This window comes from Enterobacter cloacae complex sp. I1M (assembly GCF_014982425.1).
Taxonomy (GTDB): Bacteria; Pseudomonadota; Gammaproteobacteria; order Enterobacterales; family Enterobacteriaceae; genus Enterobacter; species Enterobacter intestinihominis.
In genome coordinates, this window is sequence record NZ_JADCLG010000001.1 from 1 (window position 1) to 19,257 (window position 19,257).

17 protein-coding genes and 1 tRNA gene are annotated in these 19,257 nt (G+C 56.8%); 10 read left to right on the plus strand and 8 right to left on the minus strand.

What is annotated here, in order from left to right; translation table 11 throughout:
- The first annotated feature begins 65 nt into the window (after positions 1-65).
- Positions 66-141: transfer RNA gene (locus INF86_RS00005), tRNA-Trp, on the plus strand.
- 100 nt (positions 142-241) lie between these two features.
- Here INF86_RS00005 and hdfR read toward each other — a convergent pair.
- Complete coding sequence (gene hdfR / locus INF86_RS00010; protein WP_022649779.1) at positions 242-1,063, minus strand: HTH-type transcriptional regulator HdfR; 822 nt, start codon at positions 1,061-1,063, stop codon at positions 242-244.
- A gap of 118 nt (positions 1,064-1,181) precedes the next feature.
- On the opposite strand from hdfR, the gene INF86_RS00015 reads away from it, so the two are divergent.
- Positions 1,182-1,520 (plus strand): DUF413 domain-containing protein, encoded by a 339-nt coding sequence (locus tag INF86_RS00015; RefSeq protein WP_006808641.1) that lies wholly within the window; start codon positions 1,182-1,184, stop codon positions 1,518-1,520.
- Positions 1,521-1,547: 27 nt separating this feature from the next.
- Here the strand turns inward: INF86_RS00015 and INF86_RS00020 are convergent, their stop codons facing one another.
- Positions 1,548-3,068, minus strand: coding sequence for a YifB family Mg chelatase-like AAA ATPase (locus tag INF86_RS00020; RefSeq protein ID WP_193543116.1), 1,521 nt, complete (start codon positions 3,066-3,068; stop codon positions 1,548-1,550).
- A 340-nt stretch (positions 3,069-3,408) separates the two neighbouring features.
- On the opposite strand from INF86_RS00020, the gene ilvL reads away from it, so the two are divergent.
- The 7 genes from ilvL to ilvA all read left to right on the plus strand — a co-directional run bounded on the left by ilvL (position 3,409) and on the right by ilvA (position 9,959).
- On the plus strand, positions 3,409-3,507 hold the full coding sequence (ilvL, locus tag INF86_RS00025) for an ilv operon leader peptide (protein ID WP_001311244.1): 99 nt from the start codon (positions 3,409-3,411) through the stop codon (positions 3,505-3,507).
- Positions 3,508-3,593: 86 nt separating this feature from the next.
- Complete coding sequence (gene ilvX / locus INF86_RS00030) at positions 3,594-3,644, plus strand: peptide IlvX (protein WP_166792073.1); 51 nt, start codon at positions 3,594-3,596, stop codon at positions 3,642-3,644.
- 2 nt (positions 3,645-3,646) lie between these two features.
- On the plus strand, positions 3,647-5,293 hold the full coding sequence (gene ilvG / locus INF86_RS00035; protein WP_193543117.1) for an acetolactate synthase 2 catalytic subunit: 1,647 nt from the start codon (positions 3,647-3,649) through the stop codon (positions 5,291-5,293).
- Positions 5,290-5,553, plus strand: a complete 264-nt coding sequence (gene ilvM / locus INF86_RS00040) for an acetolactate synthase 2 small subunit (protein ID WP_063147041.1) — start codon at positions 5,290-5,292, stop codon at positions 5,551-5,553. The genes ilvG and ilvM overlap by 4 nt, the downstream gene beginning before the upstream one ends.
- Positions 5,554-5,571: 18 nt before the next feature.
- Positions 5,572-6,501, plus strand: a complete 930-nt coding sequence (gene ilvE, locus INF86_RS00045) for a branched-chain-amino-acid transaminase (protein WP_193543118.1) — start codon at positions 5,572-5,574, stop codon at positions 6,499-6,501.
- Between the two features lie 60 nt (positions 6,502-6,561).
- Entirely contained in the window at positions 6,562-8,412 is a 1,851-nt protein-coding gene (gene ilvD / locus INF86_RS00050; RefSeq protein ID WP_022649775.1) for a dihydroxy-acid dehydratase, read from the plus strand.
- A 2-nt stretch (positions 8,413-8,414) separates the two neighbouring features.
- The gene (ilvA, locus tag INF86_RS00055; protein WP_108368049.1) at positions 8,415-9,959 is read left to right on the plus strand and encodes a threonine ammonia-lyase, biosynthetic; all 1,545 of its coding nucleotides are present in this window, start codon (positions 8,415-8,417) and stop codon (positions 9,957-9,959) included.
- A gap of 45 nt (positions 9,960-10,004) precedes the next feature.
- Here ilvA and ilvY read toward each other — a convergent pair whose 3' ends face one another.
- The gene (gene ilvY, locus INF86_RS00060) at positions 10,005-10,895 is read right to left on the minus strand and encodes an HTH-type transcriptional activator IlvY (protein WP_017382574.1); all 891 of its coding nucleotides are present in this window, start codon (positions 10,893-10,895) and stop codon (positions 10,005-10,007) included.
- A gap of 152 nt (positions 10,896-11,047) precedes the next feature.
- Here ilvY and ilvC point away from each other — a divergent pair, with 152 nt between their 5' ends.
- Complete coding sequence (gene ilvC / locus INF86_RS00065) at positions 11,048-12,523, plus strand: ketol-acid reductoisomerase (RefSeq protein WP_022649773.1); 1,476 nt, start codon at positions 11,048-11,050, stop codon at positions 12,521-12,523.
- Positions 12,524-12,559: 36 nt separating this feature from the next.
- Here the strand turns inward: ilvC and trmL are convergent, their stop codons facing one another.
- The 5 genes from trmL to lldP all read right to left on the minus strand — a co-directional run bounded on the left by trmL (position 12,560) and on the right by lldP (position 18,209).
- A complete protein-coding gene (trmL, locus tag INF86_RS00070) occupies positions 12,560-13,033 on the minus strand; it encodes a tRNA (uridine(34)/cytosine(34)/5-carboxymethylaminomethyluridine(34)-2'-O)-methyltransferase TrmL (RefSeq protein WP_022649772.1) in 474 nt (157 codons plus the stop codon).
- Between the two features lie 46 nt (positions 13,034-13,079).
- The gene (locus INF86_RS00075; protein ID WP_022649771.1) at positions 13,080-14,420 is read right to left on the minus strand and encodes an aromatic acid/H+ symport family MFS transporter; all 1,341 of its coding nucleotides are present in this window, start codon (positions 14,418-14,420) and stop codon (positions 13,080-13,082) included.
- Between the two features lie 179 nt (positions 14,421-14,599).
- Positions 14,600-15,787, minus strand: a complete 1,188-nt coding sequence (gene lldD, locus INF86_RS00080) for an FMN-dependent L-lactate dehydrogenase LldD (RefSeq protein ID WP_022649770.1) — start codon at positions 15,785-15,787, stop codon at positions 14,600-14,602.
- Positions 15,784-16,557 (minus strand): transcriptional regulator LldR, encoded by a 774-nt coding sequence (lldR, locus tag INF86_RS00085; protein ID WP_023298877.1) that lies wholly within the window; start codon positions 16,555-16,557, stop codon positions 15,784-15,786. Before lldR ends, lldD begins: the two co-directional genes overlap by 4 nt.
- Positions 16,554-18,209, minus strand: coding sequence for an L-lactate permease (gene lldP / locus INF86_RS00090; RefSeq protein WP_022649769.1), 1,656 nt, complete (start codon positions 18,207-18,209; stop codon positions 16,554-16,556). The genes lldR and lldP overlap by 4 nt, the downstream gene beginning before the upstream one ends.
- Between the last annotated feature and the right edge of the window lie 1,048 nt (positions 18,210-19,257).

Here is a 19,257-nt window from a genome sequence, read left to right on the forward strand (position 1 = left end):
TCCGTTCCGCCACTTATTAAGACATTAAGCCTGCCCAAAGGGCAGGCTTAATGGCAAAAAAATTTAGGGGCGTAGCTCAGTTGGTAGAGCACCGGTCTCCAAAACCGGGTGTCGCGAGTTCGAGTCTCTCCGCCCCTGCCATATAGAATCCTTTGCTTCGGCAAAGGATTTTTTTTTGCCTGTAAAACGGCTCAACACCTTCCTGAAGAATAAGCAGCCTGCGTTTCCGCAGGCTTTTGCGTTAATCCAGTATGCTGGTTTTTAACAGATCTTTTATCTGCGACTGCTTATCGCTGTTTTGCAGCCAAATGGCATACAGCGGCCTGGAGAGCGTTGTTGAATCGGTGACAACATGGAGTGCAGGTTTATTATCCGCCCAGCGAACAGGTAACCATGTACAGCCTTTCAGTGTGGGAAGATGCTGGCATGCGATCTCCGCAGAGCTTGTCGTGAGTTGCGGGATATCATCGCTGGCAATTAACCCCGTCTCGTGCTGCTGAAAATCAGGCCCCCATTCCAGGCGTAAATAATTCAGGTCGGCCTTCATCATTGCAGGCTCGGATGCATAGAGCGCCAGGCTAAACTGTCCAACAATCTGGCTGCTAAATTCATCCATCTTGGGGGCTTCTGTGGTGATCAGCAGATCAAGCTGCCGCTCGTGGAGTTGCTTAACCAGCGACTGGCGTTGCGCAATCCTCGCCTCAAATTGCAGATGGTTGTGTGTGCGATATAGCCGCATAAGCCACTGGCTGAGCATGCATTCCCATAGTGAAGCGCTGGCACCGATCGAGAATTCATTATGCCGGGAGGTGTGCGCAACCTCCTTTCGCGCTGCCTGCCAGGTATTCATCAGGGTTTCTGCATAAGGCAATAGCTTTTCACCGGCCGGGGTTAGACGAATATTGTTGCGATGGCGGGTAAAAAGGTTCACACCCAGTTGATTTTCCAGCTGTCGAATACGAAAACTGACTGCTGACTGCGTCAGGTAGAGGGCTTCAGCTGCTCGCCCAAAGTGTCGCGTTCTGCTCACTTCGAGGAAAGTTTTTAGCAATTCCGTATCCACATCTTTCTCCACAAAATTATTTGTCGTTATGATTTAAATGTTTTGTTTTACACTCTGTCAAGCGTAACTAATACTCCGCGCCATAAATAGCTCGGCCAAAGAATTAGGAGCGTGTAGGATGGCGGAAAGCTTTACGACGACTAATCGTTTTTTCGATAATAAACATTATCCGCGCGGGTTCTCTCGTCACGGCGATTTCACTATCAAAGAAGCTCAACTTCTTGAGCGCCATGGTTATGCCTTTAACGAGCTGGATCTGGGTAAGCGCGAACCGGCAACCGAAGATGAAAAACAATTTGTCTCTGTTTGTCGTGGTGAGCGTGAGCCGCAGTCTGATGCAGAACGTGTATGGATCAAGTATATGGCTCGCATTAAGCGTCCTAAGCGTTTCCATACGCTGTCTGGCGGCAAGCCGCAGATGGAAGGTGCAGAAGACTACACCGAGTCTGACGATTAAGAAGAGAAGGGGCTACGGCCCCTTTTTTTATGCCAGCATTTTTTGCAGATGCAACAGCAGCCGATCGATCGCACGGTAGCTTAATGCCTCCTGCAAATGTCGCCTCTCTATTCCGGGGCAGCCCTCCACGTCAGCGACCGTGCGCGCAACTTTCAACAAACGCTGCCACGCGCGAATGGATAGCCCAAACCGCGTCAGTGTCTCTTCCAGCCAGCCTGCATCTTCGGCGTTGAGAGAGCAAAACTGTCGGATCCCGCTGTTATCCAGCCGGGCATTCAGCCTGTTCTGACGAGCATACTGCCGCGCCTGAGCCGCAATAACCCGTTCTCGCACCGCTGCTGAGCTTTCGCCTTTGATACCGGTTTGCCTCAGCAGACCGGGCGGTGGCAGGGGGATCTCGAGAGATAAATCAAAACGGTCGAGGAAGGGGCCGGACAGCTTACTCAGATAGCGCAGCGTCTGCTCCGGCGTACAGCGGTTATGGTTGCCCTGATAATGGCCCGTTGGGCTAGGGTTCATCGCGGCGACCAGCTGAAACTGCGCAGGGTAGCTTATTTTGGCGCGTGTACGAGACAGATGGATTTCGCCGGATTCAATCGGCTCCCGCAACGCATCCAGCACGCGGCGTTCAAACTCTGGCAATTCATCCAGGAACAGAATGCCGTTGTGTGCCAGTGAGATTTCACCCGGTCCGGGAATTGAGCCCCCGCCCACCATCGCGGTAAGAGACGCACTGTGGTGTGGCGAGCGGAAAGGACGGCGGCGCCACTGTTTATGCAGCGATATTGAACTGACCAGGCTAAATATCGCGGCGCTTTCCAGCGCTTCGTGATTATTGAGGGGGGGCAGCAGGCCGCTCAACATGCTCGCCAGCATCGTTTTCCCCGTGCCTGGCGGACCTATCAGTAGCAGGTTATGCCCACCCGCGGCCGTTATTTCTAACGCCCGCTTACCCTGTTCCTGACCCATAATATCGCTGAGGTCATCGGGTGAATCTGCCACTACCTCCTCATTCTCCTGCGGCTCGGCAAGCTCATGTCGGCCTTCCAGCCAGGCGCAAACCTCCTGCAAATGTCCCGCGACAAGACACCCCTTTTCGGCGATAAGGCTGACTTCAGAGGCATTTTCATTGGCCACAATGATTTGCCTTCCCGCGCGTATGGCTTCAAGCGCACCCGAGATTGCTCCGGGAACGCCTCTTAACGCGCCTGTAAGCGCTAATTCACCCACGAACTCGCACGAGCTTAACCCTGACGTATTGAGCTGTTCAGAAGCCGCGAGAAGCGCTATAGCAATAGGTAAATCATATCGCCCTCCCTCCTTTGGCAAATCGGCGGGCGCAAGGTTGATGGTGATCTTCTTCGCCGGAAAAGCATAACCGCTATTAATAATTGCGCTGCGCACGCGATCCCTGGCCTCCTTAACGGTCGTTTCGGGTAAGCCGACCAGCGTCAGTCCGGGCAGTCCATTACTTAAATGAACCTCTACAGAAATAAGCGGTGCCTTCACGCCGATGGCCGCGCGTGTATAAACAACTGACAGTGACATAAGCCCTCCTTGGCGGTGACTATGCCAGCATCATTTTTTCCTGTTTAGCGCTAATTCACTGAATTACGGCGCTCGTTCCAGCCTTTTAGCGGCAAAATGTAATCATTACATGTGGGTGGAATTGGCCTCGCAGAAAAGAAATCATGCGCCCCTTGCCTGATGAAACAGGACAAAAAAATGAAAAATCTTCATTTCTATTTTTTCCCTATATAAAACAACGATTTTGAAAGAAATAGTTCGCCTGCTACAGAAACAGGTCATAAAAAAATCTTGTGTCAGATGAAATATCTGTGGTAACTCTTTAGGTATTCCTTCGAACAAGATGCAAAAAGAACTGAAAATGACAGCCCTTCTACGAGTGATTAGCCTGGTCGTGATTAGCGTGGTGGTGATTATTATCCCACCGTGCGGGGCTGCACTTGGACGAGGAAAGGCTTAGAAATCAAGCCTTAACGAACTAAGACCCCCGCACCGAAAGGTCCGGGGGTTTTTTTATGACTAAAAAACTTAAATGAGGAGCAGAGAATGACGACTAGCACAAAATTCTGTTTCTCCAGATTTATGACGGGGAACTAACTATGAATGGGGCACGATGGGTAGTACATGCGTTGCGCGCGCAGGGAGTCGAAACCGTATTCGGTTATCCGGGTGGCGCAATTATGCCGATTTACGATGCACTGTATGACGGCGGCGTGGAACACCTCTTGTGCCGACACGAGCAGGGCGCAGCGATGGCCGCCATCGGTTATGCCCGTGCGACCGGTAAAACAGGCGTCTGTATGGCCACCTCCGGTCCGGGCGCAACGAACCTGATCACCGGCCTGGCTGACGCGCTGCTCGATTCCGTACCCGTGGTGGCGATCACCGGCCAGGTGGCCTCTCCGTTCATCGGCACCGATGCTTTCCAGGAAGTGGATGTGCTCGGTTTATCGCTTGCCTGCACCAAACACAGCTTCCTCGTTCAGTCTCTCGAAGAGCTGCCGCGCGTGATGGCCGAAGCGTTCGAGGTTGCCAGCTCTGGCCGTCCTGGCCCGGTTCTGGTAGATATCCCGAAAGATATTCAGGTTGCACTCGGCGATCTGGAACCGCACTTCTCCACCGTTGAAAGCGACAACGTGTTTCCCCATACGGAGGTTGAAGAGGCTCGCCAGATGCTGGCGCAGGCGAAACAGCCGATGCTGTATGTAGGCGGCGGCGTGGGCATGGCGCAGGCTGTTCCTGCCCTGCGCGAATTTATCGCAGTAACGCAAATGCCCGCCACCTGCACGCTGAAAGGATTGGGCGCGGTCGACGCGGACTATCCATACTATTTGGGCATGTTAGGGATGCACGGCACCAAAGCGGCAAACCTGGCGGTGCAGGAGTGTGACCTGCTCATCGCCGTCGGCGCCCGTTTTGACGACCGCGTCACCGGCAAGCTGAACACCTTTGCGCCGAACGCCAAAGTGATCCATATGGACATCGACCCGGCGGAGATGAACAAACTGCGTCAGGCGCATGTCGCGTTGCAGGGCGATCTCAACGCGCTGTTACCGGCGCTGGAGCAGCCGCTGGATATCAACGCATGGCGTCAGCACACCGCCGATATGCGCGCTGAACACGCCTGGCGTTACGACCACCCCGGCGAGGCCATCTATGCGCCGCTGTTGTTGAAACAGTTGTCCGACCGCAAACCCGCAGACAGCGTGGTGACGACGGATGTCGGCCAGCATCAGATGTGGTCAGCCCAGCACATGACCTACACCCGCCCGGAGAACTTCATCACCTCGAGCGGCTTAGGCACGATGGGCTTCGGCCTGCCCGCTGCCGTGGGCGCACAGGTTGCCCGCCCGAACGATACCGTTATCTGTATCTCCGGTGACGGCTCCTTCATGATGAACGTCCAGGAGCTCGGCACCGTGAAGCGTAAGCAGTTACCGCTGAAAATCGTTTTGCTCGATAACCAGCGTTTGGGAATGGTTCGCCAGTGGCAGCAGCTGTTCTTCCAGGAGCGTTACAGCGAAACGACCCTGACCGACAACCCCGATTTCCTCACCCTGGCCAGCGCCTTCGGCATTCCTGGCCAGCACATCACCCGTAAAGACCAGGTTGAAGCGGCACTCGACACCATGCTGTCAAGCGAAGGGCCATACCTGCTTCATGTCTCAATCGACGAGCTTGAGAACGTCTGGCCGTTGGTACCGCCCGGTGCCAGTAACTCACAAATGCTGGAGAAATTATCATGATGCAACATCAGGTCGCCGTGCAGGCTCGCTTCAACCCGGAAACGTTAGAACGCGTATTGCGTGTGGTCCGTCACCGTGGTTTTCAGGTTTGCTCTATGAATATGGAAACGGCCACGGATGCACAAAATATCAGTATCGAATTAACCGTTGCCAGCCCGCGGCCGGTCGACTTACTGTTTAGTCAGTTATCAAAACTGGTAGACGTTGCCCATGTTGCCATCTGCCAGAGCACAACCACATCACAACAAATCCGCGCTTAAGCGTGACAGGACGAAAAAATGACGACAAAAAAAGCTGATTACATTTGGTTCAATGGTGAGATGGTTCGCTGGGAGGACGCGAAGGTCCACGTGATGTCCCACGCGCTGCACTACGGCACCTCCGTGTTTGAAGGCATCCGTTGCTACGATTCTCACAAAGGACCAGTGGTGTTCCGCCATCGCGAACACATGCAGCGTCTGCATGACTCAGCCAAAATTTATCGTTTCCCGGTCTCCCAAAGCGTTGATGAGCTGATGGAAGCCTGCCGCGAGGTGATCCGCCAGAACGAACTGACCAGTGCCTATATTCGTCCGCTGGTCTTCGTGGGTGATGTCGGCATGGGTGTCAATCCGCCCGCTGGCTATAACACCGATGTGATCATTGCTGCGTTCCCGTGGGGCGCCTACCTGGGCGCGGAAGCACTGGATCAGGGGATCGACGCAATGGTTTCTTCCTGGAACCGCGTGGCACCAAACACTATCCCGACCGCGGCTAAAGCGGGCGGTAACTACCTCTCCTCACTGCTGGTTGGCAGCGAAGCGCGCCGTCACGGCTATCAGGAAGGTATCGCGCTCGATGTAAATGGCTACATCTCCGAAGGTGCGGGCGAAAACCTGTTTGAAGTGAAAGACGGCATTCTGTTCACCCCGCCGTTCACCTCGTCCGCGCTGCCGGGCATCACCCGCGACGCCATCATCAAGCTGGCAAAAGATCTGGGTATCGAAGTACGCGAGCAGGTGCTGTCCCGCGAATCCCTGTACCTGGCTGACGAAGTGTTCATGTCCGGTACCGCGGCTGAAATTACACCGGTGCGTAGCGTCGACGGCATTCAGGTGGGCGAAGGCCGCTGTGGTCCGGTCACCAAACGCATTCAGCAAGCCTTCTTCGGCCTGTTCACCGGCGAAACAGAAGACAAATACGGCTGGTTGGATCAGGTTAATCACTAAATATAAATTTGGGACGGCACGCACCGTCCCATTTAATAGTCAGACGGGAGTAAATAAAGCATGCCTAAGTATCGTTCAGCCACCACCACCCACGGCCGTAATATGGCGGGTGCCCGCGCACTGTGGCGCGCCACCGGAATGACCGACGCCGATTTCGGCAAGCCAATTATCGCCGTGGTGAACTCCTTCACCCAGTTTGTGCCGGGCCACGTGCACCTGCGCGATCTCGGTAAGCTGGTTGCCGAGCAAATCGAAGCCTCCGGCGGCGTGGCGAAAGAGTTCAACACCATTGCGGTGGATGACGGTATCGCAATGGGCCACGGGGGGATGCTCTATTCACTGCCGTCGCGCGAGCTGATCGCCGACTCGGTGGAGTACATGGTTAACGCCCACTGCGCCGATGCGATGGTCTGTATCTCCAACTGCGACAAAATCACCCCGGGGATGCTGATGGCCTCCCTGCGCCTGAACATTCCGGTGATCTTCGTTTCCGGCGGCCCGATGGAAGCGGGTAAAACCAAGCTTTCCGACAAAATCATCAAGCTCGACCTGGTCGATGCCATGATCCAGGGCGCGGACCCGAAAGTCTCTGACGAGCAGAGCGACCAGGTGGAACGCTCCGCGTGTCCGACCTGCGGCTCCTGTTCCGGGATGTTCACCGCCAACTCCATGAACTGCCTGACCGAAGCGCTGGGCCTTTCTCAGCCGGGTAACGGCTCGCTGCTGGCGACCCACGCCGACCGTAAGCAGCTGTTCCTTAACGCGGGCAAGCGCATCGTTGAGCTGACCAAACGCTACTACGAGCAGGACGACGCCAGCGCGCTGCCGCGCAACATCGCCAGTAAAGCGGCGTTCGAAAACGCCATGACGCTGGATATCGCCATGGGCGGTTCCACCAACACCGTTCTGCACCTGCTGGCCGCCGCGCAGGAAGCCGAAATCGACTTCACCATGAGCGACATCGACAAGCTCTCCCGCAAAGTGCCGCAGCTGTGTAAAGTCGCGCCGAGTACCCAGAAGTACCATATGGAAGACGTGCATCGTGCTGGTGGTGTCATCGGTATTCTCGGCGAGCTGGATCGCGCAGGGCTGCTGAACCGCAACGTGAAAAATGTGCTCGGCCTGACGCTGCCGGAGTCGCTGGACCAGTACGACGTGATGCTGACCAAAGACGACGCGGTGAAAAAGATGTTCCGCGCCGGTCCGGCAGGTATTCGCACCACGCAGGCGTTCTCGCAGGATTGCCGCTGGGACACGCTGGATGACGATCGCGCCGAAGGCTGCATCCGCTCGCTGGAACATGCCTACAGCAAAGACGGCGGTCTGGCCGTGCTGTACGGTAACTTTGCGGAAAACGGCTGCATCGTGAAAACCGCAGGCGTGGACGACAGCATTCTCAAATTCACCGGTCCGGCAAAAGTGTATGAAAGTCAGGACGAGGCGGTAGACGCTATCCTCGGTGGCAAAGTGGTGGAAGGCGACGTGGTGGTCATTCGCTACGAAGGGCCGAAAGGCGGTCCGGGCATGCAGGAGATGCTCTACCCGACTACCTTCCTGAAATCGATGGGCCTCGGCAAAGCCTGCGCGCTGATCACCGACGGTCGTTTCTCTGGCGGCACGTCAGGCCTCTCCATTGGCCACGTCTCCCCGGAAGCGGCAAGCGGCGGCAATATCGCGATCATCGAAGATGGCGACCTGATCGAAATCGACATTCCGAACCGCGGCATTCAGCTGAAGCTGAGTGACCAGGAGATTGCGGCCCGTCGTGAAGCGCAGGAAGCCCGCGGCGACAAAGCCTGGACGCCGAAAGACCGCCAGCGCGAAGTCTCCTTCGCCCTGCGCGCTTACGCGAGTCTTGCCACCAGTGCAGATAAAGGCGCGGTGCGCGATAAATCTAAACTTGGGGGCTAATGATGGCCGAGTCACAACCTTTATCCGCCGCCCCCGAGGGGGCGGAATACCTGAGAGCGGTGCTGCGCGCGCCGGTCTATGAAGCCGTGCAGGTCACGCCCCTGCAAAAAATGGACAAACTCTCCTCGCGCCTCGACAACGTCATTCTGGTGAAGCGCGAAGACAGGCAGCCGGTGCACAGCTTCAAGCTGCGCGGCGCCTACGCGATGATGGCCGGGCTGACGGATGAGCAGAAAGCGCGCGGCGTCATTACCGCGTCGGCGGGCAACCACGCGCAGGGCGTAGCGTTCTCCGCGGCCCGTTTAGGGCTGAAAGCGCTGATCGTGATGCCGGTTGCCACGGCGGATATCAAAGTCGACGCGGTGCGCGGTTTTGGCGGGGAAGTGCTGCTCCACGGCGCGAATTTTGACGAAGCGAAAGCCAAAGCGATTGAGCTGGCGCAGCAGCAGGGCTTCACCTGGGTCCCGCCGTTCGATCACCCGATGGTGATTGCCGGGCAGGGTACGCTGGCGCTGGAACTTTTGCAGCAGGATGCCCATCTCGACCGCGTTTTCGTTCCGGTAGGCGGCGGTGGCTTAGCCGCTGGTGTGGCGGTGCTGATCAAACAGCTAATGCCGCAGATCAAAGTGATTGCGGTTGAAGCGGAAGACTCTGCTTGCCTGAAGGCGGCGCTGGACGCCGGACATCCGGTGGATCTGCCGCGCGTCGGGCTGTTCGCCGAGGGCGTGGCGGTGAAGCGCATTGGCGACGAAACCTTCCGCCTGTGCCGGGAATATCTCGACGATATCGTCACGGTGGACAGCGATGCGATCTGCGCGGCGATGAAAGATCTGTTCGAAGACGTTCGGGCGGTGGCGGAACCGTCCGGCGCGCTGGCGCTGGCGGGCATGAAAAAATACATCGCGCAGCACAACATCCGCGGCGAGCGTCTGGCGCACGTGCTTTCCGGTGCCAACGTGAACTTCCACGGCCTGCGCTACGTGTCCGAGCGTTGCGAGCTCGGCGAACAGCGTGAAGCGCTGCTGGCGGTGACCATTCCGGAAGAGAAGGGCAGCTTCCTGAAGTTCTGTCAGCTGCTGGGCGGTCGTTCGGTGACGGAGTTTAACTACCGCTTTGCCGATGCCAAAGACGCCTGCATTTTTGTCGGCGTGCGTCTGAGCCGCGGCGTAGAGGAGCGCAAAGAGATCCTCAACCTGCTGCATGAGGGCGGCTATAGCGTGGTCGATCTCTCCGACGACGAGATGGCGAAGCTGCACGTGCGTTACATGGTCGGCGGCCGTCCTTCGAAGCCGCTCAGGGAACGCCTGTTCAGCTTCGAGTTCCCGGAATCGCCGGGCGCGTTGCTCAAGTTCCTGCACACGCTGGGCACCCACTGGAACATTTCTCTGTTCCACTACCGCAGCCACGGCACCGACTACGGCCGCGTGCTGGCGGCGTTCGAGCTGGGCGAGCACGAGCCGGATTTCGAAACGCGCCTGAACGAGCTGGGCTATGAGTGCCATGACGAAACCCACAACCCGGCGTTCCGCTTCTTCCTCGCGGGCTAAGGGTTGAGCTGCGTGTAGGCCGGGTAAGCGCAGCGCCACCCGGCTTTAGTGGTTCGGCAATATCTTCCAGAACGCATCAATAAGCGGCTCATGCAGCCGCTTTTTTTGTGCGCACACGCCAAGCTCGAACGGCGTTTTTTCGTCGCTGCGTTCTAAAATCATCACGCGATTGCGCACTGGTTCCGGGCTGTTTTCCAGCACCACTTCTGGCAGCAGCGCCACGCCGCAGCCGAGCGCCACCATCGACACCATCGCCTCATGGCCGCCGACCGTGGCGTAAATCGACGGGTTGCTGATTTTCTGGCGGCGGAACCACAGCTCAATGCGGCGGCGCACCGGCCCCTGATCGGCCATGATAAACGGCACCGTCGACCAGTCCGGTTTCTCCACCGAGACCTGGTTGCGCACAGGGCAGGGCAGCGCCGGGGCAATCAGTACTACCGCCAGATTCTCCAGCATTGAGAACGCTACCGCGCCCGGCAGGGTTTCCGGCTTCCCGGCAATCGCGAGATCCGCTTCGCCCGTGACCACTTTTTCCATCGCGTCGGCGGCATCGCCGGTGGTGAGCTTAATTTCAACCGACGGATGTTCCGCGCGGAAGCGGTCGAGAATGGGGGGAAGATGGCTGTAGGCGGCGGTCACGGAGCAGAAAATATGCAGCTCGCCGGAAAGCGACGGCCCCTGCTGGTCGATGGTGTGCCGCAGCTGCTGGTACTGCAACAAGGTTTGCTGGGCAAAGATGCGCAGCTCTTCACCGGCTTCCGTGAGGGTGACGGTGCGGTTATCGCGCACGAACAGCGGCTGGCCGAGGTCTTCCTCAAGGCGCTGGATCTGGCGCGACAGCGTGGAAGGGCTGACGTGCATCGCCCGGGCGCTGCGGCCAAAGTGACGGCTTTCCGCCAGATGCAGGAACATTTTCAGATCGCGTAAATCCACCGATTCCACTCCCTTTTTTTACATTGCATAAATTGCAATGTGACGTTGTGAATATATCAATTTCCGCAATAAATTTCCTGTTGTAATGTGGGTACATTCTCGCTGAAACGCGAACCGAACAATAAGACACACAACATCACGAGGTATCACCCATGGCTAACTACTTTAATACACTGAACTTGCGCCAGCAGCTGGCGCAGCTGGGCAAATGCCGCTTCATGGCGCGCGATGAATTTGCCGATGGCGCGAGCTACCTTCAGGGTAAAAAAGTGGTCATTGTTGGCTGTGGCGCACAGGGTCTGAACCAGGGCCTGAACATGCGTGACTCCGGGCTGGATATCTCCTACGCCTTGCGCAAAGAAGCGATTGCTGAAAAGCGCGCTTCCTGGCGTAAAGCGACCGAAAACGGCTTCAAAGTAGGTACCTACGAAGAGCTGATCCCGCAGGCGGACCTGGTGGTTAACCTGACGCCAGACAAGCAGCACTCAGACGTTGTGCGTTCCGTACAGCCGCTGATGAAAGACGGCGCCGCGCTGGGTTACTCCCACGGCTTCAACATCGTTGAAGTGGGCGAGCAGATCCGTAAAGACATCACCGTAGTGATGGTGGCACCGAAGTGCCCGGGCACCGAAGTGCGCGAAGAGTACAAACGTGGTTTCGGCGTACCGACGCTGATCGCCGTTCACCCGGAAAACGATCCGAAAGGCGAAGGCATGGCGATTGCCAAAGCCTGGGCAGCGGCCACCGGCGGCCATCGTGCGGGCGTACTGGAATCTTCCTTCGTTGCGGAAGTGAAATCTGACCTGATGGGCGAGCAGACCATTCTGTGCGGCATGCTCCAGGCCGGTTCTCTGCTGTGCTTCGACAAGCTGGTGGAAGAGGGCACCGACCCGGCATACGCGGAAAAACTGATTCAGTTCGGCTGGGAAACCATCACCGAAGCGTTGAAGCAGGGCGGCATTACGCTGATGATGGACCGACTGTCCAACCCGGCAAAACTGCGCGCGTTCGCACTCTCTGAACAGCTGAAAACCATCATGGCACCGCTGTTCCAGAAACACATGGACGACATCATCTCCGGCGAGTTCTCTTCCGGCATGATGGCGGACTGGGCGAATGACGATAAGAAACTGCTGACCTGGCGCGAAGAGACCGGTAAAACCGCGTTCGAAACGGCACCACAGTTCGAGGGTAAAATCAGCGAGCAGGAGTACTTCGATAAAGGCGTACTGATGATCGCGATGGTGAAAGCGGGCGTTGAGCTGGCGTTCGAAACCATGGTGGATTCCGGCATCATTGAAGAATCTGCGTACTACGAATCGCTGCACGAGCTGCCGCTGATCGCAAACACCATCGCCCGTAAGCGTCTGTATGAGATGAACGTGGTGATCTCCGATACCGCCGAGTACGGTAACTATCTGTTCTCTTACGCCTGCGTACCGCTGCTGAAAGAGTTCATGACTACCCTGCAAGCAGGCGATCTGGGTAAAGCGATTGCGGAAGGTGCGGTTGATAACGCGCAGCTGCGTGACGTTAACGAAGCGATTCGCAGTCACGAAATCGAGAAAGTGGGCCAGAAACTGCGTGGCTACATGACCGATATGAAACGTATCGCAGTAGCAGACTAAAAAGACAATCGGGTGGCGCAAGCCACCCGAATTGTTTTAGCTACGCAGTATCGCGCCGGGATAACCCAGCTGGCGCCACGCCTCATACACCACCACCGACACCGCATTCGACAGGTTCATGCTGCGGCTGTCCGGCATCATCGGAATACGAATTTTTTGCTCAGCGGGCAAGGCATCCAGAATGGTGGCCGGCAGGCCGCGGGTTTCCGGACCAAACATCAGATAATCCCCGTCCTGATAGCTTACGGCACTGTGCGCTGGCGTGCCTTTGGTGGTCAGGGCGAACATGCGCTGCGGCTTCTCTGCGTCCAGAAACGCGGCGTAATCGTGATGACGAACGACGGCAGTAAACTCATGGTAGTCCAGCCCCGCGCGGCGCAGACGTTTGTCGTCCCACGTAAAGCCCATCGGCTCAATGATGTGCAGACGAAAACCGGTGTTGGCGCACAGGCGGATGATATTGCCGGTATTGGGTGGGATTTCTGGTTCGAATAAGACGATGTTAAGCATGCTGCCCCCTTAATTGCGGGGGGCAGAATAGCAGAAAAGAGAGGGACTAGGCGACGCCCGGCTCCTGCGAGCGGCTATACAGCATTTTGTAGACGGTTGCCGCCGCGGCCACGAGAGCAGGCACGCTGAGGATCATCAAAATACTGTCCGCCTGCCACTGCATGGAGAGAAGCTGGGCGCTGGTCATGGTGCCCGCCACGCCGCCGAAGCGGCCGATCCCCTGCATCCAGGCGATACCCGTCGCACGGCACTCGGTAGGGTAAAAGGTGGCGGCCAGGGTCTGCATCCCCGACTGCGCGCCGTTCATCGCGATCCCCATCAGGAAGATTAACCCGCCAAACAGGGCGATATGATTATGCTCAATGCCGAGTAAAAGAATCAGGCCCATCGTCAGCACGAAACCACACGCGACCACCTTGTGCGCTTCCCAGCGGTCCATCATCCAGCCCGCAAGCAGAATGCCAGCGGTGCCGCCGAAGGTGAACAGCGAGGTGAGCCAGGCGGATTCCGCCAGCGCATACCCCATCCCCTGCATCAGCGTTGGCATCCAGCTCAGCAGGACGTAATAAATCACCAGTCCCATAAAGTAGGTGACCCACAGCATCAGGGTGCCGGGCAGCCAGGGCATGGAAAACAGCTGCGACACGCTGCCTTTTTTCGACGCGACCTTCTCCTCCGCCAGGAAAAAGCCCGTGACGCTATCCAGCGTGCTGCGGGCGAACCGGCTGGCGATGCGGCGAACCTGCGCGACGTCTTTTCCGCGCTGCACCAGAAACTTCACCGACTCCGGCAACAGCAGCGCCAGCAGCACCGTTAAAATCAGCGGCGCAATCGCGCCGGTCAGCAGCACGCTTCGCCAGCCATGGTGAGGGATAAGCCAGGACGAGATCGCCCCGCCGCCCGCCGCACCCAGCGGAAAGCCGCAGTACATGGTGTTAATTGCCATGGCGCGGCAGCGCTGGGGGGCAAACTCTGAGATCAGCGTGATGGCGTTAGGCATCGCGGCGCCCAGCCCGAGACCGGTCAGAAATCGCCACAGCGTCAGGGTATTCAGACTTTGCGCCCAGGCCGTGCCCAGGCTCGCCAGGCCGAAGAACAGGCATGAAAAGACCAGTACGCGCTTGCGTCCCATACGGTCCGATACCGGACCTGCAATAAGAGCTCCCAGCGACAGCCCCAGTAGCGCCGCACTCAACACCGGCCCCAGATCCTGTTTATGTATTCCCCACTCCGCCGACAGCGTAGGCGCAATGTAACCCATCGCGGCGGTATCGAAACCATCGATCGCCAGCACCAGAAAGCCCAGCACAATAAGAAGCCAGTGAAACCCTGAAAAAGGACTCTCATCGATCACCTGCTGAATATCCACCCGACCTGAATACGTCATACGTTCCCCTCCGATGTGATGTTGTTTTTGTGTTCTTGTATTTGCTTGTCTATACAATTGCGGAGGGCGGGTTGTGTCAAATTTTCTTATCCAGAATGTTACGCAGGTGTTATTTTCAACAAAAAAAGCGCCCGAGGGTAAAGCCGGGCGCGGAAGAAGGGGAGGCTAACCGGGGGAGATCAGGCCGCGTTTCCCTGAGAAAGGGGGGCCAGCGCCGCAGGCAGCTTACTGAGCTCCTGCACCAGAGAGTCTTTGCTGATTTCACCGATTGTTTTCGCACCGGTCAGGGTCATCGCCACCTTCATCTCTTTCTCGATCAGGTTCAGCAGATTCGCCACGCCCGCCTGGCCGCTGGTGGCCAGCGCGTACAGGTAAGCACGGCCCAGCAGCACACTGTCTGCGCCCAGGGCAATCATGCGCACCACGTCCAGCCCGTTACGGATGCCGCTGTCGGCCAGAATCGCAATATCGCCTTTCACCGCATCGGCAATGGCTGGCAGGGCGCGGGCGGAGGAGAGCACCCCGTCAAGCTGGCGGCCACCATGGTTAGAGACCACGATCCCATCGGCGCCAAAACGCACCGCGTCGCGGGCATCTTCCGGATCGAGGATCCCTTTGATCACCATCGGGCCGTCCCAGAATTCGCGGATCCACTCCAGGTCTTTCCAGGAGATGGATGGATCGAAGTTGTTCGCCAGCCAGCCGATGTAATCTTCCAGCCCGGTCGGTTTACCCAGGTAGGCCGAAATATTGCCCAGATCGTGCGGACGGCCATTCACGCCGACATCCCACGCCCACTGCGGGTGCGTCACCGCCTGCCAGTAGCGGCGCATCGCGGCGTTCGGACCGCTCATGCCGGAGTGCGCATCACGGTAGCGGGCGCCGGGCGTGGGCATATCGACGGTAAAGACCAGCGTGGAGCAGCCCGCCGCTTTGGCGCGCTCAAGGGCGTTACGCATAAAACCGCGATCGCGCAGGACGTAGAGCTGGAACCACATCGGGCGCTTGATGGTCGGGGCGACCTCTTCAATCGGGCAGACGGACACGGTGGAAAGGGTAAACGGAATGCCTTTGGCATCTGCGGCGGCGGCGGCCTGCACTTCGCCCCGGCGGGCATACATGCCGCATAAGCCGACGGGCGCAAGCGCCACCGGCATGGAGAGCGTCTCGTTAAACAGCTTCGTCTCAAGGCTCAGGTCAGACATATTCTTCAGCACGCGCTGGCGCAGGGCCACTTCCGACAGGTCCTCCACGTTGCGGCGCAGGGTATATTCGGCGTACGCCCCGCCGTCAATGTAGTGGAACAGGAATGGCGGCAAAATGCGCTGTGCCGCGGCGCGATAGTCACTGGCTGCGGAAATAATCATGCTTTGTTCTCCCTGGAAATATCACTCTCGCCAGGCAGACGGGTAATACGCGCCTGTCGGGCCTGATCTTCATCGAATCGTTTAATGGTGGTATGCACGAAGCCGAGATGCGCCATCATCGCCTTGCGCGCGGCCTCGGCATCACCGGCCAGAATGGCGTTGAGCACCGCCTCGTGCTGTTCGGTCAGTTGGGCAAATACCGGCGGCACCAGATACATGCGCTGGCGGCTCTGCTTCACGGAGGATTGCAGCAGGTCGAAGAACCCGCGCATGGTTTGCAGCAGAACCACGTTGTGCGAGGCCTCGGCAATCGCGAGGTGAAAACGCACGTCCGCCTGGGAGGCGATGTCCGGGTCGCTGCTTTGCGTGGCCTCAAAGCAGGCTTTGAGCTTCTCTTTGTCGGCCTCGGTTGCCCGCATCGCCGCGTGCCACGCGGTGCTGGTTTCGATGGCGTGACGCGCTTCGAGGATGTCAAAGCTGTAGTCCGGGTCGTTTTCCATCAGCGTCTTAAGCGGCTGCACGATGTTTTGTTCGGACCAGTCGTCATGCTGCCAGCGCACGAAGGTGCCGCCGCCTCGACGGCTCAGCAGCACCCCTTCGCTGACCAGCGTCGCCAGCGCCTCGCGCAGTGAATTGCGCGACACGCCAAGCTGGGCGGCAAGCTGACGCTCGGCGGGCAATCTCATGCCCGCTTCCAGCTGTTGTTCTTCTATCAGCGCCCGTACGCGAGTGGCAATCTCGTCGGACAGGCGTCTGGGCATCACTATCATGGAATCATCCAGGTTAAGACATAGGCCTGCAATGTGGTGATCACGCCCACCATGCAGGTAAATATCAGGCTGTGTTTAACGGTAAAGCGGAACAGATCCGACTCTTTGCCTACCAGCCCCACCGCGGCACAGGCAATGGCGATGGACTGCGGTGAGATCATCTTCCCGGTCACGCCGCCGGTGGTGTTCGCGGCGACCAGCAGCACGTCCGAGACGCCAATCTGCTGCGCGGCTGTGGCCTGTAGGGCGGCAAACAGGGCGTTAGATGACGTATCTGAACCGGTCAGGAACACCCCCAGCCAGCCGAGGAACGGCGAGAAGAAGGTAAACGCGTGGCCGGTATGCGCCAGCGCTAACGCCAGCGTCGACGACAGGCCGGAGTAGTTCGAAATAAACGCGAACGCCAGCACCATGCCGATGGAGTAAATCGGCAGCATCAGCTCTTTAATCGTCGCCGCAAAGGTCTGCACCGCGGCGGCAGGCTTCATGCGCAGCCACACTACGGAAAGGATAGCGGCAAACAGGATCGCCGTGCCGGTGGCTGAGAACCAGTCGAACTTAAACACTGCCGCATACGGCGTGGCGTCGTGTACCACCGGCGGCATACGAGCGACCATCTTGTCGAGGAACGGCACGGAGATATTAATCACCATGTCGTACAGCGCGCCGCCCGGGGCGAACAGGGCCTTAAACGGCGGAATGCTCCACAGCGTCACGGTGGCGGTCAGGAACAGGAACGGTGACCATGCGCGTACAATCTGTCCGGCGGTATAGCCGGTGCGCGCCAGCGTCTGATCCACGTGTGATGCGCCCATGTCAGCAAAGCGGAAGATACGTACCGGCTGCCAGCGTTTCAGGAACAGCGTCAGACAGACCAGCGACACCAGGGAAGAGATGATGTCCGGCAGTTCCGGGCCGAGGAAGTTGGAGCTGAGATACTGGGCAATGGCGAACGAACCGCCCGCTACCATCACCGCAGGCCAGGTCTCCTTCACGCCGCGCCAGCCGTCCATAATCGCCATGATCCAGAACAGCACGATAATGGTCAGGAACGGCAGCTGGCGGCCCACCATCTGGCCGATCTCGAAGCTGTCCAGCCCGGTCACCTGGCCCGCCACCAGAATAGGAATGCCCATCGCGCCAAACGCCACCGGGGCGGTATTCACAATCAGGCACAGGCCAGCGGCATACAGCGGGTTAAAGCCCAGACCGACCAGCAGGGCGGCGGTGATGGCCACCGGTGCGCCGAATCCTGCCGCCCCTTCCAGAAATGCTCCGAAGGAGAAGCCGACGATCAGCATCTGCAAACGCTGGTCCGGCGTGATGGAGAGAATCGACGAGCGAATAATGTCGAACTGCCCGGTTTTGACCGAGATTTTGTAGACAAAGACGGCGGCGATGATGATCCACGCAATCGGCCACAGTCCGTAGAAGAAGCCATAGACGACGGAGGCCAGCGCGCGATCGACCGGCATTTTGTAGAAGAACAACGCCACCATCAGGGCGATGGCAACGGTATACGTCGCGGCGAGGTAGCCCTTCAGCTTGAGCTTAATCAGCGCAAAGAAGAAAAACAGGATCGGTAGCGATGCGATCAGGCTCGACAGCCAGATATTTCCGGCCGGATCGTAGTTTTGTTGCCAGAGGCTCATGCAGGTCTCCTGAGGACCACACAGTGTTCGTCGGGTGAGTCTCTGCTCATCTCTGCGTCACACTTAGTGTAAAAGTGGTCCTTCCAATATTGTGATGTAGGGTTAATGACAACAAATGGTTAACCAAGTGTTGCTATTCAGCAATTGTTTTGTGAAGTGGAGCATCGAAATTGTGAACGATGGATAGCTTTGTACGTGATTGGTAGGACCAAACCCGCAAAATCAAATCACCGTGTGCATTGGGAGCGGTGGTCAGGTGGAGAGCCTTACATTCGCCTTTTAAGCAGATACGGCGCGTAAAAGAGGTTATATAAAAAGGAGAGGTGATAATATTGCGTGAATTGAATGAGGTTTGTTTGTTTTATTTGTGTTTTTGAGAAGCTGTATATGTGTGAGCATAGTGATATATTTCCTATAAATAAAAATTTTTTTTGGTTAAAAATGCGAAATCTAAGCTGTAGCAAAAAATTTTAATTAAGGTAAATTTCACATATAGATTTTAACAGTGTATTACAAACGATCAATTGATGATCGATAAGGAAATATCCTGTTCAATTGCGGTTTTTCAGGATAAAGGGTAAGAATTTTGCGCTGAACAGACATTTTTTGGCTAATAATATTCTGAAATAAATTGATCAAACAATGATCAGTTGACTCTCTTGTAATTTAGTTGCGGTATTAAAAGCAGATTAATAATTATTATGGCAATCGAAAGGGGTTAAATTTGTTAGTTGAGTGTTAATTTCTGAGTGTTTACAGACGCGGCATAGTGCTTTTCAATGCGTAGACGTTAAAAGGCATTTGATTTACTATTTATTCAGAAGCAACGTAACAGAAGATTTTAAATTTATTACTAACCACAACGTATTCAGTGTTATTTTCGGCCAGAAGTCATTCCTCAGTTGAAGGATATCTGTGTATGGCCTTCTGAAAATATACGGATTATCACCATGGGATGGACCCTGCTTTATTCTATAAGGTCGCGTCACCCATTCTGCTAAAAACCTTTCGGTGGCGTTTTTAAATCCTTATAGCGGTTATTGTACCT

Excerpts from the sequence above, each read along its gene's own strand:
- INF86_RS00015 (WP_006808641.1), top strand. The coding sequence starts at position 1,182 with ATGGCGGAAAGCTTTACGACGACTAATCGTTTTTTCGATAATAAACAT.
- INF86_RS00020 (WP_193543116.1), bottom strand. The coding sequence starts at position 3,068 with ATGTCACTGTCAGTTGTTTATACACGCGCGGCCATCGGCGTGAAGGCA.
- ilvL (WP_001311244.1), top strand. The coding sequence starts at position 3,409 with ATGACAGCCCTTCTACGAGTGATTAGCCTGGTCGTGATTAGCGTGGTG.
- ilvG (WP_193543117.1), top strand. The coding sequence starts at position 3,647 with ATGAATGGGGCACGATGGGTAGTACATGCGTTGCGCGCGCAGGGAGTC.
- ilvM (WP_063147041.1), top strand. The coding sequence starts at position 5,290 with ATGATGCAACATCAGGTCGCCGTGCAGGCTCGCTTCAACCCGGAAACG.
- ilvE (WP_193543118.1), top strand. The coding sequence starts at position 5,572 with ATGACGACAAAAAAAGCTGATTACATTTGGTTCAATGGTGAGATGGTT.
- ilvD (WP_022649775.1), top strand. The coding sequence starts at position 6,562 with ATGCCTAAGTATCGTTCAGCCACCACCACCCACGGCCGTAATATGGCG.
- ilvA (WP_108368049.1), top strand. The coding sequence starts at position 8,415 with ATGGCCGAGTCACAACCTTTATCCGCCGCCCCCGAGGGGGCGGAATAC.
- ilvC (WP_022649773.1), top strand. The coding sequence starts at position 11,048 with ATGGCTAACTACTTTAATACACTGAACTTGCGCCAGCAGCTGGCGCAG.
- trmL (WP_022649772.1), bottom strand. The coding sequence starts at position 13,033 with ATGCTTAACATCGTCTTATTCGAACCAGAAATCCCACCCAATACCGGC.
- INF86_RS00075 (WP_022649771.1), bottom strand. The coding sequence starts at position 14,420 with ATGACGTATTCAGGTCGGGTGGATATTCAGCAGGTGATCGATGAGAGT.
- lldD (WP_022649770.1), bottom strand. The coding sequence starts at position 15,787 with ATGATTATTTCCGCAGCCAGTGACTATCGCGCCGCGGCACAGCGCATT.
- lldR (WP_023298877.1), bottom strand. The coding sequence starts at position 16,557 with ATGATAGTGATGCCCAGACGCCTGTCCGACGAGATTGCCACTCGCGTA.
- lldP (WP_022649769.1), bottom strand. The coding sequence starts at position 18,209 with ATGAGCCTCTGGCAACAAAACTACGATCCGGCCGGAAATATCTGGCTG.